The sequence below is a fragment of the Gordonia sp. PDNC005 genome, from assembly GCF_016919385.1.
Lineage (GTDB): Bacteria > Actinomycetota > Actinomycetes > Mycobacteriales > Mycobacteriaceae > Gordonia.
In genome coordinates, this window is sequence record NZ_CP070351.1 from 3,916,675 (window position 1) to 3,932,237 (window position 15,563).

The following is a 15,563-nucleotide window of genomic DNA, read 5'->3' on the forward strand; positions in this document are numbered from 1 at the left end:
TGAGTGTGGGCTGTGGGGCCGAGTGATCCCGACCCCACATCCGACACTATCGATCGTTCGGACGACGTGCAGCAGTCTGTGGAGGCGAAGCTACTTCCCGCCGAGGATGCTGCCGAGGATTCCGCCGAGCGGGTTGTCCCCTCCGCCCTTGTTACCGGCCCCCTTGTTTCCTCCGCCGAGCACGCTGCCCAGGACGCTGCCGAGGTCGATCCCGCCGCCCTTGTCTCCTCCGCCGGTGTTGCCGCCGCCGAGGATGCTGCCGAGAACATCGCCGAGGCCGCCGCCGGAGGCTTTGCCGCCGCCCATCCTGCCGAGCACGTAGCTCAGGACGATCGGTGCGAGGAGCGGCAGGAGCTTCTTGACCAGCGACTGATCGACGCCCGCCACCGGGACGGCTCCGCTCACGGCCTGCGCGACGTCGCCGCCATCGTTCCCGAACAGCGACTGCACGAGCTGCTCGCCCTGTGCGACGTCGACGTCACCGGCATTGATCGTGCCGTCTGCCAGTGTCGAGTCCTGAGTTTCGAGTGCGGTGTCGACGTCCTCTCCGCGGTCGCTCTTGGCGGCCACCCCGGCGACGAGAGTCGGCACCACCTGCTCGGCAGCTGCTCGGACATCGGCCGGGTCGGCGCCGAGCTGTGCGGCGAGGTCGTCGATCGGGAGGCGGCTGATGAGGTCGTTCAAGTCGGACATGATCCTGCTTTCGTGCTGGCGGGCGACCCGCTCGGCGGCCCTATGCGTCGATGTTCGCACGGTGCTCAACCGTGCCGTCGTCAAACAGGAGGACCACGCGGTCGGCGCCTCCGGCGACCCGGTACACCCAAGCTGTTCCGGTACGACCGCGCTCGTCGATCCGATGGCGGCCAAGCACTCCCCGAAAGAGGAGACGATTCTCGTCGCAGTACGTCATCGCGGCCTGTTCGTACGCCGGCGCGGAGTTGAACCTCTGGCTGCGGCGTTCGGCAAGGGGCGGGTGCATGCGCTGCGCTCGGCTCGAGATCACCGACTCCATCTCGGACGCCTCGACGATCACAAGATCTGGATGCGCCAACAGCGAATCGGTGTTGGCACGTTCGAGTTCGGAATAGACAGCGAAGAATGCGCTGTCGAGTTCATGCAGGTCACCCGAGGTGCGCGACGCTGGTCGACTGCGGTGGATCGTCATGAAGCGCTCCCAGATCTCCATCGCGCGGGCGTGGCCGATGCTCTCCAGGCCCGAGCCGACACGTTGGAAGATCGCGAGGTCGGCTTCGCTCGCGTGCTGCTCGAACTGAGCGTGGCCACCGTTGGCGACGTTCGTGACGTAGAAGTCGACAGCATGGTGCTGCAGGGCCGCCGGGTTGATCTCGGTCTCCCGAACCAGAGCGAGCCGCAAGCCGTCGAGGTAGTCCGTGAGCGACACCATGACGGCCAACGGCTCGCCTGAATCGACGGCCTGCCGGGAGATCACGATGGCATCATCGTCAGTCGCGCCGAACCTCATGTGCTGAACGATAGCTGAAAGTCGACTTATCCGGTTGTTCGGCCTGAATTCACCCCTTGTCAGACATTCGCCCGGAGTTCTCGCTTCAGCAGTTTGCCGCTCTGATTGCGCGGCAGTTCGTCAACGAACGCCACCGACTTCGGAACCTTGAACGGAGCGATCCGCTCTTTCACGAATGCGATGAGGTCAACGTCCGACACGGACTCACCGTCCTTGAGCACCACCACCGCGGTGACAGCTTCGATCCACTTCTCGTCGGGTGTGCCGATCACGGCCACTTCGGCGACCGCCGGATGCAGGTAGACGGCGTCTTCCACTTCGCGGGACGCCACGAGCACACCCCCGGTGTTGATCACGTCCTTGATCCTGTCGACGACCGTGATGTACCCCTGATCGTCACTGGTCACGAGGTCGCCGGAGTGGAACCAGCCGTCGACGAACGCCTCCGCCGTCGCCTCGGGCTTGTTCCAGTAGCCGCTGCACAACTGCGGTGAGCGGTAGCAGATCTCGCCCGACTCGCCGATCGGAACGTCGTCGCCGTTGCCGTCGACGATGCGGGTCTCGACGAAGAACGCCGGTCGGCCGCACGACGCGGGCCGGTCCGCGTGCTCCTCCGGCCGCAGGATGGTGGCCAGCGGTCCGATCTCGGATTGTCCGAAGCAGTTGTAGAACCCGATGTCCGGGTACCGCTCGCGGAGTCGGTTCAAGACCGTGACGGGCATGATCGACGCGCCGTACTGCGCCTTCTTCAACGAGCTGAGGTCCCGCGTGTCGAGGTCAGGGTGATTCGCGAGCGGCACCCAGACCGTCGGTGCGAGAAACAGGGAGCCGATCCGCCGCTCCTCGATGAGCCGGAGAGCCTCGGCGACGTCGGGCTTCTCGATCAGGGAGACGGTCGCGCCGATCGACAGGTACGGAAGCATGAACACATGCATGCCTGCCGAGTGGTAAAGCGGCATCGCGATGAGCGGGGCGTCGTCGGCGGTGAAGTCGAGGCCGATCACCGACGACACGTACTCGTGGACGAGTGCCTGATGGGTCATCATCGCGCCCTTGGGGGCCGACGTGGTTCCCGACGTGTAGAGCAGCTGAGCCAAGTCCGTCGGGGCGACGGTCACGTCCAGGGTGGGGACCTCGCCGCTGGAAGCCGATGTGAGCAGGCTGTCGTCGGCATCGCGCAGCGAGATCACCGGCACGTCGCCCGCCACCTCGTCGAGGGTCGGGCGCAGAGCGGGGTCGACAAGCACCAGGGACGCACCGGAGTCGTCGAGCAGGTACGTCAGCTCACCCGCTTTGAGTGCGAAGTTGATCGGCACGTGCACCAGGCCGGCGCGGACGGTGCCGAGGAAACCGATCAAGTACGCGTCGGAGTTGACGCCGAACGCGGCCACACGCGCCCCTGGTTCGAGGTCGAGGGCGGTCAGCCGGGCCGCGGCGCGCGTGACGGCGGCGTCGAGCTGTGCATATGTCCAGTCGCGGTCGGCGAAGCGCACCGCAACGGTGTTCGGTGTGCGCGCGGCGGACCGGCGCAGAAGGGAATCGATCGTATTTACTCGGACGTCCACGTAATTCATGAAACCAGCGAACACGAGCGGCGCGAGGCGGTTTGGCGCGATCTGTGTGACGCGGAGGAGATCGAACGCTCGAGGGGGTCAGGCGTCGGCGATGAAGGACGCGGCTTCGTGGACGGCGTGGCGGGATTCCGGGGTGAAGTACGGGAACATCTGAAAGACGTGGCCTTGGCCGGGCCACTCCTGGAGGGTCGATGTCCCGCCTGCCTCGGTGATCACGCGGTGGATGGCGCGGGCGTCGTCGGCCATCACTTCGCGGGCGCCGACTTGGATGAGAGTGCGCGGCAGATCCATGTCGGGGGAGAGCTGCACCCGCATGCGCGGGTCGTCGGGATCGGCGTCTCCGGTGTACATCCGCAGAAAGTGACGTGCGGCGTGGGCATTGATGATCGGGTCCTTGACGCCGGAGTCCTCCAGCGCGCACGCCATCTGGAACGACGGGTCGTAGAGCGGGGAGAACAACACCATCGCGGACGGCTGCGGCAGCCCGTCGCGATGGTTGGCCGCGAGGAGATCGAGGGCGAGGTGGCCGCCTGCCGAGTCGCCCGCGACGACGATCTGCGAGCCGTCGAACCCCTGGTTCAGCAGCCAGCGGTAGCCGCGGATCGCGTCGTCGCCGCCGAGCGGCCACTGGTACTCGGGTCCGAGGCGATAGTCGACGGAGAAGGATCCGACGCCTGCCCGACGTCCAAGACGTGCAACGAGGCCTCGGTGGGTCCGCGAGGAACAGATCACGTACCCGCTGCCGTGGAGGTAGTAGATCACCTTGCGCCCGGTAGCGGGGTCGGGGATCCGGCCGCCGAAGGCAGGGTGCTCATGGACCCATTCGCCGTACACGCGCCCGGTGCCCGACCATTCGCGAACTGGAGAGATCCTTGTTCCACGTGGAACAGGGGACACCGCGGACAGTCCGCGGTTGACGCCGGGCCGCGCGGCGGTCAGCAGGGACGGCGCAGCAACTGCGCCGCGACCGAGGACAGCCATCATCGGCCGCGACGCCAGCGTGACGTAGTCGTTGAACGCGCGGGCGCGGAGCGAACCCCGCGACGTCGGGGGATTCTCGAGCAGGCTCACAGATCGGACTGTAACCGGGTTTTGCGCTGTCCGACGCCACCGTGCAACAATTGGTCTACTTAACTTGCTCGAAACATGGCTGCGGCCTGTTCGGCAAGGGGCCAGCAACGACGCTGAATCCCCGGAGACGCGCACATATCGCGTCGAGCACCGGGTTTCTCACGAAGTACGAACCGTACGCAGCGTCGCGTGCAGGAATGGCAGTTCCCATGATGCACTTGCCGGGGCCCACTGGCCTCTACGACCCGAACAACGAACACGACGCCTGTGGTGTCGCGTTTGTCGTCGACATGCACGGCCGCCGCAGCCGCGACATCGTCGAGAAGGCCATCACCGCACTGGTGAACCTCGAACACCGCGGTGCCGCGGGCGCCGAGCCCAACACCGGTGACGGTGCGGGCATCATGATTCAGGTCCCGGACCGCTTCCTGCGCGAGGTCACCGACTTCGAGCTTCCGTCGGAGGGCTCGTACGCCACGGGCATCGCATTCCTGCCGCAGGCCGCCTCCGACGTGGCAGAGGCCGTTGCGGGTGTCGAGGCGATCGTCCGCGAGGAGGGCCTGAACCTGCTCGGATGGCGCGAGGTCCCCGTCGACGAGAGGTCGCTCGGCGCCCTCGCCCGCGACGCGATGCCCACGTTCCGCCAGATCTTCCTGGCGCTCGCCGGGAGCGAAGCGAGCGGGAGCAATCAGGCCAGTGCCGATTCCATGGAACTGGAGCGCCGGGCGTACGTCGTGCGCAAGCGTGTCCAGTACGAGCTCGGCCAGAAGGGCGCAGGCCAGGACGGTCCGGGCCGCGAGACCGTGTACTTCCCGAGCCTGTCCGGCCAGACCTTCGTCTACAAGGGCATGCTGACCACCCCGCAGCTGCGGGACTTCTACGTCGACCTGCAGGACGACCGAGTCGAGAGCGCATTGGGCATGGTCCACTCGCGCTTCTCCACCAACACGTTCCCGTCGTGGCCGCTTGCACACCCGTTCCGGCGTGTGGCCCACAACGGTGAGATCAACACCGTCACCGGCAACGAGAACTGGATGCGCGCTCGTGAAGCGCTCATCAAGAGCGATGCCTTCGGCGAAGGCGCCCTCGAGAAGATCTTCCCGGTCTGCACGCCGGGTGCGTCGGACACCGCCCGTTTCGACGAGGTCCTGGAACTGCTGCACCTCGGCGGTCGCAGCCTGCCGCACTCGGTCCTGATGATGGTTCCCGAGGCGTGGGAGCGCAGCGAGACCATGAAGCCCGAACACCGCGCGTTCTACGAGTACCACTCAGCGCTCACCGAGGCGTGGGACGGACCGGCGTCCGTGTGCTTCACCGACGGCACCGTGATCGGCGCTGTCCTGGACCGCAACGGACTCCGCCCGTCACGCATCTGGGTCACCAAGGACGGCCTGGTGGTGCTGGGTTCCGAAGTGGGCGTCCTCGACATCGACCCCGCCGACATCGTCACCCGCACGCGTCTGCGTCCGGGCAAGATGTTCCTGGTCGACACCGCGCAGGGCCGCATCGTCGCCGACGAGGAGGTCAAGGACTCTCTCGCCGCAGAGCACCCCTACCAGCAGTGGCTCGACGAGAACCAGGTCCGCCTCGAGGATCTGCCCGCACCGCCGCACAAGCACATGGCGCACGACCGCGTCGCGCTGCGGCAGCAGGTGTTCGGCTACTCGAACGAAGACCTCAATCTGCTCGTCGCGCCGATGGCGTCGACGGGCGCCGAGGGCATGGGTTCGATGGGAACCGACACGCCGATCGCCGTGCTGTCGGCCCGTCCGCGCATGCTGTTCGACTACTTCCAGCAGCTGTTCGCACAGGTCACGAACCCGCCGCTGGACGCGATCCGCGAAGAGGTCGTCACCAGCATCGGCCACCGCATCGGCGGTGAGCGCGATCTGCTGAATCCGACTGCCGATTCCGCGAAGCAGATCGTGCTGAGTCAGCCGATCCTCGACAACGACGACCTCGCTCGCCTCGTCGACATCGACGGCGAGAAGACGGGATTCCCGTCGGTCCACATCCACGGCCTGTACCCGGTCGCCGAAGGCGGCGCCGGTCTGCGCCGGGCACTCGACGACGTCCGGAGCCAGGTGTCGGCCGCCATCGCCGACGGCGCACGCGTCATCGTGCTGTCCGACCGGGAGAGCGACGAGACTCTCGCTCCGATCCCCTCGCTGCTGCTGACCTCTGCCGTGCACCACCACCTGGTGCGCGAGCGGACCCGTACGCGTGCCAGCCTCGTCATCGAGTCCGGCGACGCTCGCGAGGTGCACCACATGGCGCTCCTCATCGGCTTCGGCGCCGCGGGCATCAACCCGTACATGGCGTTTGAGTCGATCGAGGACATGCTGGAGTCCGGCGCGCTCGTGCTGCCCGGCACCGAGGATCTCGATCACGCCGCTCGGTTCGCCAAGGCCCGTGCGAACTACATCAAGGCCGCGGGCAAGGGCGTCCTCAAGGTGATGAGCAAGATGGGCATCTCGACGGTCCCGTCGTACAACGGCGCCCAGCTGTTCCAGGTGATCGGCATCGCGCAGGACGTGGTGGACGAGTTCTTCACCGGCCTGAACAGCCAGCTCGACGGCATCGGTCTCGACGAGATCGCCGACGACGTCGCTCGTCGTCACGCCGTCGCGTTCACCGATCGTCCCACCGAGCGTGCGTACCGTGAGCTCGAAGTCGGCGGCGAATACCAGTGGCGCCGTGAAGGCGAGTACCACCTGTTCAACCCGGACACCGTGTTCAAGCTGCAGCATGCGACCCGCACCGGGCAGTACAGCGTGTTCAAGGAGTACACGAAGCTCGTCGACGATCAGGCGACCAAGCTCGGCACCCTCCGCGGACTGTTCGACTTCAACTTCGGCGACCGTGACCCGATCCCGCTCGACAAGGTTGAGCCCGCCAGCGAGATCGTCAAGCGTTTCTCGACCGGCGCGATGAGCTACGGCTCCATCTCGGCGGAGGCTCACGAGACGCTCGCCATCGCGATGAACCGTCTCGGCGGTCGCTCCAACTCCGGTGAGGGCGGCGAGGATCCGCGTCGTTTCAGCCACGACGAGAACGGCGATTGGCGACGCAGTGCGATCAAGCAGGTCGCCTCGGGGCGCTTCGGTGTCACCAGCCACTACCTGAGCAACTGCACCGACATCCAGATCAAGATGGCGCAGGGCGCGAAGCCGGGCGAGGGCGGTCAGCTGCCTCCGCACAAGGTGTACCCGTGGGTCGCCGAGGTCCGCGGCTCCACGCCGGGCGTCGGTCTGATCTCGCCTCCGCCGCACCACGACATCTACTCGATCGAGGATCTCGCACAGCTGATCCACGACTTGAAGAACGCCAACCCGTCGGCTCGCATCCACGTCAAGCTCGTCTCCGAGCTGGGTGTGGGAACGGTCGCCGCGGGCGTGTCGAAGGCCCACGCCGACGTCGTCCTGATCTCCGGTCATGACGGCGGCACCGGCGCGAGCCCGCTGACCTCCCTCAAGCACGCCGGCGCACCGTGGGAGATCGGTCTCGCCGAAACCCAGCAGACGCTGCTGCTCAACGGCCTGCGCGACCGCATCGTCGTGCAGGTGGACGGCCAGCTGAAGACCGGTCGTGACGTGATGATCGCCGCCCTCCTCGGCGGCGAGGAGTTCGGTTTCGCGACCGCGCCGCTGGTCGTGTCGGGTTGCGTCATGATGCGCGTCTGCCACCTCGACACCTGCCCGGTGGGCGTCGCGACGCAGAATCCGCTGCTCCGTGAGCGTTTCAACGGCAAGCCGGAGTTCGTCGAGAACTTCATGCTGTACATCGCAGAAGAGGTTCGCGAGCTGCTCGCGCGCCTCGGCTTCCGCACACTGCAGGAGGCGATCGGCCGGTTCGAGGCCCTCGACACCCGCAAGGCGCTGGCGCGGTGGAACGGGGACAAGGCGGGCAAGCTCGACCTGACGCCGATCCTGACCATGCCGGAGTCTCCGTTCATGAACCAGGACCTGTACTGCACCGGCACGCAGGACCACGGCTTGGACAAGGCACTGGACAACGAGCTGATCGAGTCGGCTCGCGCCGCGATCGACTCGGGCACCCGCGTGCACATCACCTCGCCCATCACCAACGTGAACCGCACGGTCGGCACCATGCTCGGCCACGAGGTCACCAAGGCGTACGGCGCGCAGGGCCTGCCCGAGGGCACCGTGTCCATCGACCTGACCGGGTCGGCGGGCAACAGCTTCGGCGCATTCGTGCCGCGCGGCATCACGATGCGACTCGAGGGCGACGCGAACGACTTCGTCGGCAAGGGTCTGTCCGGCGGCAAGCTGGTGGTCCGGCCGCCGCGCAACGCGCCGTCCGAGTTCGTCGCGGAAGAGAACATCATCGCGGGCAACGTCATCGGCTTCGGTGGCACCGCGGGCAAGATCTTCCTCCGCGGTGTCGCCGGTGAACGCTTCTGTGTCCGCAACTCAGGCATCCAGGCGGTCGTCGAAGGGGTGGGCGACCACGGCTGCGAGTACATGACCGGCGGCACAGTTGTTGTGCTCGGTGAGACGGGCCGGAACTTCGCCGCAGGCATGTCGGGCGGCGTCGCGTACGTCTACAACCCGAACGGCACCTTCGAGGCGAACCTCAATGCCGAACTCGTCGACCTCGAGTCTCTCGACGACGACGACCTCAAGGTGTTGAAGGACGCGTTGACCGAACACCGGGACGAGACGGGCTCGACGGTCGCGTCGAGGATCGTCGCCGACTGGTCGACCCAGCAGGGCCACTTCGTGAAGGTGATGCCCCGCGACTACAAGAGAGTGCTCATCGCCATCGATGTCGCTGAGCGCACCGGACGAGATGTGAACGACGCGATCATGGAGGCGGCTCGTGGCTGACACCCGAGGTTTTCTGAAGCACACCGAGCGCGAGACGCCGACCCGTCGGCCCGTCGACCTGCGCCTGATGGACTGGAAAGAGGTCTACAACGACTTCGACAAGTCCACCCTCAAGACACAGGCCAGCCGCTGCATGGACTGCGGTGTCCCGTTCTGCCACAACGGATGCCCGCTGGGCAACCTGATTCCCGAGTGGAACGACCTGGTCTACAAGGACCGCTGGGACGCCGGAATCGATCGTCTCCACGCCACGAACAACTTCCCGGAGTTCACCGGCCGACTGTGCCCGGCGCCGTGTGAGGCGTCGTGCGTCCTCGGCATCAACCAGCCCGCGGTCACGATCAAGCAGGTCGAGGTCGAGCTGGTCGAGAAGGCGTTCGACGAGGGAACGGTCACGCCGATCCTGCCGTCGGAGAAGACGGGCAAGAAGGTCGCCGTCGTCGGCTCGGGACCTGCCGGTCTCGCTGCTGCGCAGCAGTTGACGCGTGCGGGCCACGATGTCACGGTGTTCGAGCGGGCCGACCGCATCGGTGGTCTGATGCGGTACGGCATCCCCGAGTTCAAGATGGAGAAGCGGTTCATCGACCGCCGTCTTGAGCAGATGGAGGCGGAGGGCACGGTGTTCCGCGCCGGTGTGAACGTTGGCGTCGACGTGACCGTCGACGAGCTCCGCTCCGATTTCGACGCGGTGATCCTTGCGAACGGTTCAACGATCGGCCGTGACCTGCCGATTCCCGGCCGCGAGCTCGACGGCATCCATCAGGCCATGGAGTTCCTGCCGCAGGCCAACAAGATCCAGCACGGCGACACGCTCGACGATCAGATCACGGCCACCGGCAAGAACGTCGTCATCATCGGTGGCGGTGACACCGGAGCCGACTGCCTCGGCACGTCGCTGCGCCAGGGCGCCAAGCAGGTTCACCAGTTCGAGATCATGCCGAAGCCGCCTGTCGCGCGCGCGGAGTCGACCCCATGGCCGACGTACCCGCTGATGTACCGCGTGTCGTCTGCCCACGAAGAGGGCGGCGAGCGCGTGTACAGCGTGAACACCGAGGAGTTCACCGGTGAGAACGGCAAGGTCACGAGCCTGAAGGCGCACGAGGTGACGATGGTGAATGGCCGTTTCCAGAAGGTGGAGGGAAGCGACTTCGAGCTCGAAGCGGACCTCGTCCTCCTGGCCATGGGCTTCGTCGGACCCGAGCGGAACGATCTGCTCGACAAGATGGGCGCGACGTACGACGCTCGTGGCAACGTCGCTCGCGGTGACGACTTCGGCGCCGTCGGCCTGCCCGGTGTGTTCGTCGCAGGCGACGCCGGTCGCGGACAGTCGCTGATCGTGTGGGCGATCGCAGAGGGCCGCTCGGCCGCTTCTGCTGCCGACCGCTACCTCACCGGCTCGACGCTGCTTCCTGCGCCGATCGTCCCGACCCTGGTCGCTCAGCGGTAGCGACGATCTCTCGCTCCTCGAGCGACGATCTCTTGTTCCTCGAGCGCAGTCGAGAGGTTCGCGTGTAGATCGTGACCCGTATGTGGTCACGATCTACACGCGAAATTCGTTTCGGGGGTCAGCGAACGAGTCGGGCGACCGTGTCGAGACGGGTCACTCCGTCGTCGGCGAGGAAGTGACCCGCGCCGGGAACGACGAGCGACGTCGTCCCGAGGAGATCGGCGAACTCGTCCGACGCGGCGGCGTCGACCACCGGATCGTTGTCTGATCGGAGCACGTGTCGGCCGATGATCTGGCGGCCGACCGATGCCACGTCGATTCCCGAGAGGAAGGCGGGCAGGCCGGACTCGATGAAGGCGTCGAGGTCGGGCTCGCCGACTGGCTGCAGCATCCGCGCGAACGGGGCCACCGCCACGAACCCTCCGAGACGATGACTCGGGGACAGCGTCGCGCCCAATGCCCGTACAGATGCGACGCAGCCAAGGCTGTGCGCGACGATCACGGTCGTCTCGTCGACGGTTCCGAAGGCGCTCACCAGAGCGGAGGTCCACTGGTCTTCGCGGGGGTTCTGGGATTCGGGGAGGGCGATCCTCTCGGCGCCGACGGCATCGGCGAGCCAGGGAAACCAATGGTCGTCGACTCCCGCTCCGAAGCCGTGGACGATGATCACGCGGTTGACGGTCATACCCTGACGGTAGAGATTGACGTCGGCGTGAAGGTCAAGCCGACAGCGGCGCGAATGCGGGGGAGTCCATGAGGATAGGGGAGTTCGCGGAGCATGTCGGGGTCACAGCCCGAGTGCTCCGGCACTACGAGGACGCGGGGCTGCTCGAACCGTCGCGGACGTCGAGCGGGTACCGGGACTACGGTCCCGAGGATATCGGCACCGTGGCACGCATCCGCCTGATGATCGAGGCCGGCCTCAACACCGCGACGATCCGGCAATACCTGGACTGTGTCGAGTCGGGGAGCGACGGGACGTCGGTCGAGATGTGCCCAGCACTCCGCGGCCAGTTGGACGCGGTGGCGGCGCGACTCGACGACGACGCCGCGCGCATCGACCGGACGCGAGCAGGCATCGACCGTCTGACCGGGACCGACCACTCAGTCGCCTGACAGTTCGCGTGTAGATCGTGACCACATACGGGTCACGATCTACACGCGAAAGTCTCGTCGGCGGGACGGCTGGTGCTACCTCCCCAACGCTCTCTTCCAGGAGACGCGGGAGCCGGTCATGAGGACCGAGCGGCGATAGATCTGACCGGAGATCCAGACCGCGAAACCGGTGACCAGCGCCATCAGAAGTGCTGATCCGGCCACTTCGACCCAGTCGCCGTAGCCGGTCGCGACGCGCATCGGGACGACGGTCGACGAGAACGGCGGAATCCAGGCGAGCACCCGCATCACCCCGGAGTCGGGAGCGCTGATGCCGAAGATTCCCGCGTACATGGCGCCCATGGCGACGATCATCAGCGGCCACGCGGCACTGTTGATCTCCTCCTGCCGTGACACCATCGCGCCGGTTGCGGCGTACAGCGCTGCGAAGAACAGGAAGCCGAGGAGCAGCCATATCATCGACACGCCGACCATCGAGTAGGCGACGTCGGGGATCGTGAGGAGTCCGGTGGCGCGTGCGGTCACCAGCCCGACGGCGGCGAGGACCAGGGTCGATGCGATCTGGACGATCCCGATTCCGAGGATCTTGCCCCACAGGAGCTGGGCGGGCTTCACCGTCGCGAGCAGGATCTCGACGATGCGGGACACCTTCTCCTCGACGACCCCGACTGCGACTGCCATGCCGCCGCCGAAGATCACGAGGAACATCAGGATCGTTCCGACGTAGGAGAGCGCGACTCGTTCACCCTGCGCAGGCGGGACGTCTTTCGTCCGTTCCACCGACACGGTGGTCTGCCGCTGAATATCCGCGGGGTCGACCCCGGCCTTGGCCAGCGCCGCTGCGACGGCCGAGGACGAGACGCCGCTCTTGATCGCGGCCTCGACTGTCGTGTCGAGCGTGTCCTCCGAGAACACACGCAGTGTGCCGTCGGGCTGGGCGACTATCGCTGCCGTCACGTCGCCGTCGGCGGCCTTGGCGCGAGCGTCGGCTTCGTCGACGATCCGGACGGTGATGCCGAGTTGTTCGCCCGTCGCGGTGATGGCGGCTTTCGTCTCAGGGTTCACTCCCTGCGTGGCGACGGTCTCGACCTTCGCGTCGTCGTCGCCGACGAACTGCGATGCCACCAGGCAGCCGACGACGGCCACTACCAGCATGATCACGTTGGTGATGATGAACGAACGGGTCTTGACTCGCGTGGTGATCTCGCGTGCCGCGATCAGGCGGATCGTCGTCCAGGACGACGCTGGTTCTGGAGCGCTCATACTGCGGTGACCACCTCTCGGAACAGTTCGGTCAGGTCGGGTGTCTCGGAGACGAAGCCGTGGACTGGTCCGGTCGCCAACGCCGCGGACAGGATCGCCTGATCGTCGTGGTTGCCGTCCACTCGGAGGACCGTGGTCTCGGCGTAGTCGGCGCTGATCACCCCGGGGACGCCGTCGGCCCACCCGACGGGCGCCGACGGCGCGTCGACGCGGAGTCGGAGTCCACCTGCCGAGCGCAGATCGTCAACGGCTCCGAGCGCGCGCATCCGCCCCTTGGCGATGATGCCGACCCGGTCGCACAGCCGCTGGACCAGCTCGAGCTGGTGGCTGGAGAACAGCACAGGTACGCCGTCGGCCGCCTTTTCGACGATCACTTCGCTCATCACGTCGACGGCCACCGGGTCGAGACCGGAGAACGGCTCGTCGAGGACGAGGAGGTCGGGGTCGAAGACGAGGGCCGCGGCGAGTTGCACGCGCTGCTGATTTCCCAGGGAGAGGGCGGCGACGTCGTCGTCGACTCGGGTCGCGATGCCCAACCGGTCGGTCCAGTAGGCGGTCCGCTCGGCGGCCTCGGATGCAGACAGCCCGTGCAGGCGAGCGAGGTACGTGAGCTGGGGGCCGACCTTCATCTTCGGGTACAGCCCGCGTTCCTCCGGCATGTACCCGATGCGTCGTCGGGTGTCGGAGTTGATCAACGTGCCGCCGAAGCGCACCTCGCCGCGGTCGGCGGCGAGGACGCCCAAGATGATTCGCATGGTGGTCGACTTGCCCGCGCCGTTCGATCCGACGAAGCCGAACACTTCGCCGGGTGCGACCTGGAACGTCATGTCGGTGAGCGCGGTCAGGTCGCCGAACGTCTTGTCGAGGCCGGCCACCTCCAGACCGGCAGAGGCGATGGGTGTCATGGGTTCCCTTCGTTGAGGTCGCGTACGTGAGTGTCGTCGAACAGGGCGTCGACGGAGTCTTCGAGGTCGGGATCCTCCTGCCACCAGGCGTACAGGACGGACGGCGCCGCGCGAGCGACGCACAGTACCCACCAGATGAGGATCGCCGCCGAGTACACGACCTGGTACGGGACCAGACCGTCCTCCGCGTTGATGACCGATCCGATGAGGATCCCGTACGGGAGGACCAGCAGGGGGATGCTGACGGTGAGGCCGAGCGACCGGGCGGCGTTGCGTCGGGCCAGCTGGCGTTCGTCGAGGACGAGCTGGGGGCCGTCCGCGCCGCCGCCGGTCATGTAGCGCAGGCAGAGTGTGCCGGCGATGGCCGCCAGTACGAGGATCAGCCATAGGATGAGGAACCCGAACCACCAGATGACGCCGACGGAAGCGCAGCCGGCGGCGACGATGAGCACCGTCACGGCCGCCGCGACCTGCCGGCACCGCCGTCGAGTCCGCCACGCTTCGAAGCGGGGACCGTGCCGCGCGAGGTCGGCGCTGTAGTAGTCCGCGCGCCACTGTTCCCATCGCCGCCAGAACGGCTCGCGAGTCACCCTCGGTACACCTGGGCCGACAGCGGGGCGAACTCTGTCCGGGAGAAGACCGCTTCGACGGGGAGGTCGAACACCTCGCAGATTCGCATGGCCAAGTCGAGGCTGGGGTAGTAGTCGCCGCGTTCGATGGACCCGACCGATTGGACGTTCACGTCGATTCGTCGGGCGAGTTCGGCTCGGGACATTCTCCGCTCGGTGCGCAGGACGGCGATTCGGTTGTGAATCGCTCTGCGTTGGCGGGCTGACATGACACGATCATTGTGAATTCACAACAACATGTCAAGAATCGTGCAGCGTCGAGAGAGGTGTCGTCGACGTGAGGTCGTGGATTCTTCCAGCTGCAACCATCGCTCTGACCTCGGTCGTTCCGACAAGCGGGAGATCTATTCCGAATCGCGGAATCCATGGGGAATGTCGGTTGTGTCAAATACGAATGAATTGTTGGCGTTCGGAGTCTGTACGGAAGGTCGACTCACTGTGAGTCGAAGCCGTGACCGAGTGCAAAAACGTGCCAGAGAAAACGACCTGGCCTGGCACTTCATTGCCGTCGGGCAGGTCGGGTGCGGGCCTCGGAGCACACCTCGGCAAGTGCCGAAAGGGCATTCTGCGAGCCATGGCCAGTCGTTTGTTCGGTGGATAGGCTCACGCCCTGGATCGGACGGATCCCCGCGACACTCGCATCACCGGTCGCGGAATCGCACACCAGGAAAGGCAATTCGTGAACGAGAAGCTCATCGCCGGCTACCGGCAGTTCGCCTCCGCCGACGAGTTCGGCGCGGCCTCGGCTGCAACCCCGGCCATCACCCCGACCATCACCATCACCGTCTCCGTCGCGTCCGCAGTGTCGGGATGGCAGACCAACGAGCACGGGTGCTGATCATGAACGAGAAGCTCATCGCCGGCTACCAGACCTTCGCCTCGACCGACGAGTTCGCCGGTGCGGCAGCATCGATCGACACTCCCGCCATCTCTCCGACCCCCGCGACCCCCATCTCGACCCTGTCGGTCGCATCGTTCACCAGCGGCGCCACCACCTACACGATCGGCTGCTGATCATGAACGAGAAGCTCATCGCCGGTTACCGGACCTTCGCCTCGGCGGACGAGTTCGCGGGGGCGGCAGCAGCGGTGCCCGCCATCACCCCGACGATCACCGTCAGCCTGCTCTCGGTGGGTTCGGCGTCGGCGGGAGTCTCCGTCGCGGCCACCATCGACCACGGTTGCTGACCTGATCGACACCTGATCGGAGTGTGCGGGGGCGGAGC

15 protein-coding genes are annotated in these 15,563 nt (G+C 66.4%); 6 read left to right on the top strand and 9 right to left on the bottom strand.

Features of this window, described 5'->3' with window-relative positions; genetic code table 11:
* Positions 1–90: 90 nt before the first annotated feature.
* The 4 genes from JVX90_RS18905 to JVX90_RS18920 all read right to left on the bottom strand — a co-directional run bounded on the left by JVX90_RS18905 (position 91) and on the right by JVX90_RS18920 (position 4,128).
* Positions 91–693 (bottom strand): DUF937 domain-containing protein, encoded by a 603-nt coding sequence (locus tag JVX90_RS18905; RefSeq protein ID WP_205330189.1) that lies wholly within the window; start codon positions 691–693, stop codon positions 91–93.
* A 40-nt stretch (positions 694–733) separates the two neighbouring features.
* Positions 734–1,483 carry a hypothetical protein gene (locus JVX90_RS18910; protein ID WP_205330190.1) on the bottom strand — a complete coding sequence of 250 codons (750 nt, stop codon included), beginning with the start codon at positions 1,481–1,483 and terminating at the stop codon, positions 734–736.
* Between the two features lie 59 nt (positions 1,484–1,542).
* Positions 1,543–3,057 (bottom strand): acyl-CoA synthetase, encoded by a 1,515-nt coding sequence (locus JVX90_RS18915; protein ID WP_205330191.1) that lies wholly within the window; start codon positions 3,055–3,057, stop codon positions 1,543–1,545.
* A gap of 78 nt (positions 3,058–3,135) precedes the next feature.
* The gene (locus tag JVX90_RS18920) at positions 3,136–4,128 is read right to left on the bottom strand and encodes an alpha/beta hydrolase (RefSeq protein WP_205330192.1); all 993 of its coding nucleotides are present in this window, start codon (positions 4,126–4,128) and stop codon (positions 3,136–3,138) included.
* Between the two features lie 209 nt (positions 4,129–4,337).
* Between JVX90_RS18920 and gltB the strand changes: the two genes are divergently transcribed.
* Together gltB and JVX90_RS18930 are read left to right on the top strand one after the other, a co-directional pair.
* Entirely contained in the window at positions 4,338–8,978 is a 4,641-nt protein-coding gene (gene gltB, locus JVX90_RS18925; protein WP_205332502.1) for a glutamate synthase large subunit, read from the top strand.
* Positions 8,971–10,425, top strand: coding sequence for a glutamate synthase subunit beta (locus JVX90_RS18930; protein ID WP_205330193.1), 1,455 nt, complete (start codon positions 8,971–8,973; stop codon positions 10,423–10,425). Before gltB ends, JVX90_RS18930 begins: the two co-directional genes overlap by 8 nt.
* A 118-nt stretch (positions 10,426–10,543) precedes the next feature.
* On the opposite strand, the gene JVX90_RS18935 is transcribed toward JVX90_RS18930, so the two are convergent.
* Entirely contained in the window at positions 10,544–11,110 is a 567-nt protein-coding gene (locus tag JVX90_RS18935; protein WP_205330194.1) for an alpha/beta hydrolase, read from the bottom strand.
* Positions 11,111–11,178: 68 nt separating this feature from the next.
* Here JVX90_RS18935 and JVX90_RS18940 point away from each other — a divergent pair, with 68 nt between their 5' ends.
* The gene (locus JVX90_RS18940; protein WP_205330195.1) at positions 11,179–11,541 is read left to right on the top strand and encodes a MerR family transcriptional regulator; all 363 of its coding nucleotides are present in this window, start codon (positions 11,179–11,181) and stop codon (positions 11,539–11,541) included.
* Between the two features lie 75 nt (positions 11,542–11,616).
* Here JVX90_RS18940 and JVX90_RS18945 read toward each other — a convergent pair whose 3' ends face one another.
* From JVX90_RS18945 to JVX90_RS18960, 4 genes are read right to left on the bottom strand one after another with little or no spacing between them, the layout of a single operon-like run.
* Positions 11,617–12,804 (bottom strand): ABC transporter permease, encoded by a 1,188-nt coding sequence (locus JVX90_RS18945; protein ID WP_205330196.1) that lies wholly within the window; start codon positions 12,802–12,804, stop codon positions 11,617–11,619.
* On the bottom strand, positions 12,801–13,709 hold the full coding sequence (locus tag JVX90_RS18950; protein ID WP_205330197.1) for an ATP-binding cassette domain-containing protein: 909 nt from the start codon (positions 13,707–13,709) through the stop codon (positions 12,801–12,803). Before JVX90_RS18950 ends, JVX90_RS18945 begins: the two co-directional genes overlap by 4 nt.
* Positions 13,706–14,299 carry a hypothetical protein gene (locus tag JVX90_RS18955; RefSeq protein ID WP_205330198.1) on the bottom strand — a complete coding sequence of 198 codons (594 nt, stop codon included), beginning with the start codon at positions 14,297–14,299 and terminating at the stop codon, positions 13,706–13,708. Before JVX90_RS18955 ends, JVX90_RS18950 begins: the two co-directional genes overlap by 4 nt.
* The gene (locus JVX90_RS18960; RefSeq protein WP_008380420.1) at positions 14,296–14,547 is read right to left on the bottom strand and encodes a helix-turn-helix transcriptional regulator; all 252 of its coding nucleotides are present in this window, start codon (positions 14,545–14,547) and stop codon (positions 14,296–14,298) included. The genes JVX90_RS18955 and JVX90_RS18960 overlap by 4 nt, the downstream gene beginning before the upstream one ends.
* Positions 14,548–15,017: 470 nt before the next feature.
* On the opposite strand from JVX90_RS18960, the gene JVX90_RS18965 reads away from it, so the two are divergent.
* Genes JVX90_RS18965 through JVX90_RS18975 form a run of 3 tightly spaced genes read left to right on the top strand, consistent with a single transcriptional unit; the run spans position 15,018 to position 15,525 of the window.
* Positions 15,018–15,176 carry an LxmA leader domain family RiPP gene (locus JVX90_RS18965; protein ID WP_008380418.1) on the top strand — a complete coding sequence of 53 codons (159 nt, stop codon included), beginning with the start codon at positions 15,018–15,020 and terminating at the stop codon, positions 15,174–15,176.
* Positions 15,149–15,352 (top strand): LxmA leader domain family RiPP, encoded by a 204-nt coding sequence (locus JVX90_RS20640; protein ID WP_240193965.1) that lies wholly within the window; start codon positions 15,149–15,151, stop codon positions 15,350–15,352. The genes JVX90_RS18965 and JVX90_RS20640 overlap by 28 nt, the downstream gene beginning before the upstream one ends.
* 2 nt (positions 15,353–15,354) lie before the next feature.
* Complete coding sequence (locus JVX90_RS18975) at positions 15,355–15,525, top strand: LxmA leader domain family RiPP (protein WP_205330199.1); 171 nt, start codon at positions 15,355–15,357, stop codon at positions 15,523–15,525.
* Positions 15,526–15,563 lie beyond the last annotated feature (38 nt).

What these genes read in the sequence shown, in the direction of transcription:
- JVX90_RS18905 (WP_205330189.1), bottom strand. Translation starts at nt 693, where the DNA reads ATGTCCGACTTGAACGACCTCATCAGCCGCCTCCCGATCGACGACCTC.
- JVX90_RS18910 (WP_205330190.1), bottom strand. Translation starts at nt 1,483, where the DNA reads ATGAGGTTCGGCGCGACTGACGATGATGCCATCGTGATCTCCCGGCAG.
- JVX90_RS18915 (WP_205330191.1), bottom strand. Translation starts at nt 3,057, where the DNA reads ATGAATTACGTGGACGTCCGAGTAAATACGATCGATTCCCTTCTGCGC.
- gltB (WP_205332502.1), top strand. Translation starts at nt 4,338, where the DNA reads ATGATGCACTTGCCGGGGCCCACTGGCCTCTACGACCCGAACAACGAA.
- JVX90_RS18935 (WP_205330194.1), bottom strand. Translation starts at nt 11,110, where the DNA reads ATGACCGTCAACCGCGTGATCATCGTCCACGGCTTCGGAGCGGGAGTC.
- JVX90_RS18940 (WP_205330195.1), top strand. Translation starts at nt 11,179, where the DNA reads ATGAGGATAGGGGAGTTCGCGGAGCATGTCGGGGTCACAGCCCGAGTG.
- JVX90_RS18945 (WP_205330196.1), bottom strand. Translation starts at nt 12,804, where the DNA reads ATGAGCGCTCCAGAACCAGCGTCGTCCTGGACGACGATCCGCCTGATC.
- JVX90_RS18950 (WP_205330197.1), bottom strand. Translation starts at nt 13,709, where the DNA reads ATGACACCCATCGCCTCTGCCGGTCTGGAGGTGGCCGGCCTCGACAAG.
- JVX90_RS18960 (WP_008380420.1), bottom strand. Translation starts at nt 14,547, where the DNA reads ATGTCAGCCCGCCAACGCAGAGCGATTCACAACCGAATCGCCGTCCTG.
- JVX90_RS20640 (WP_240193965.1), top strand. Translation starts at nt 15,149, where the DNA reads ATGGCAGACCAACGAGCACGGGTGCTGATCATGAACGAGAAGCTCATC.
- JVX90_RS18975 (WP_205330199.1), top strand. Translation starts at nt 15,355, where the DNA reads ATGAACGAGAAGCTCATCGCCGGTTACCGGACCTTCGCCTCGGCGGAC.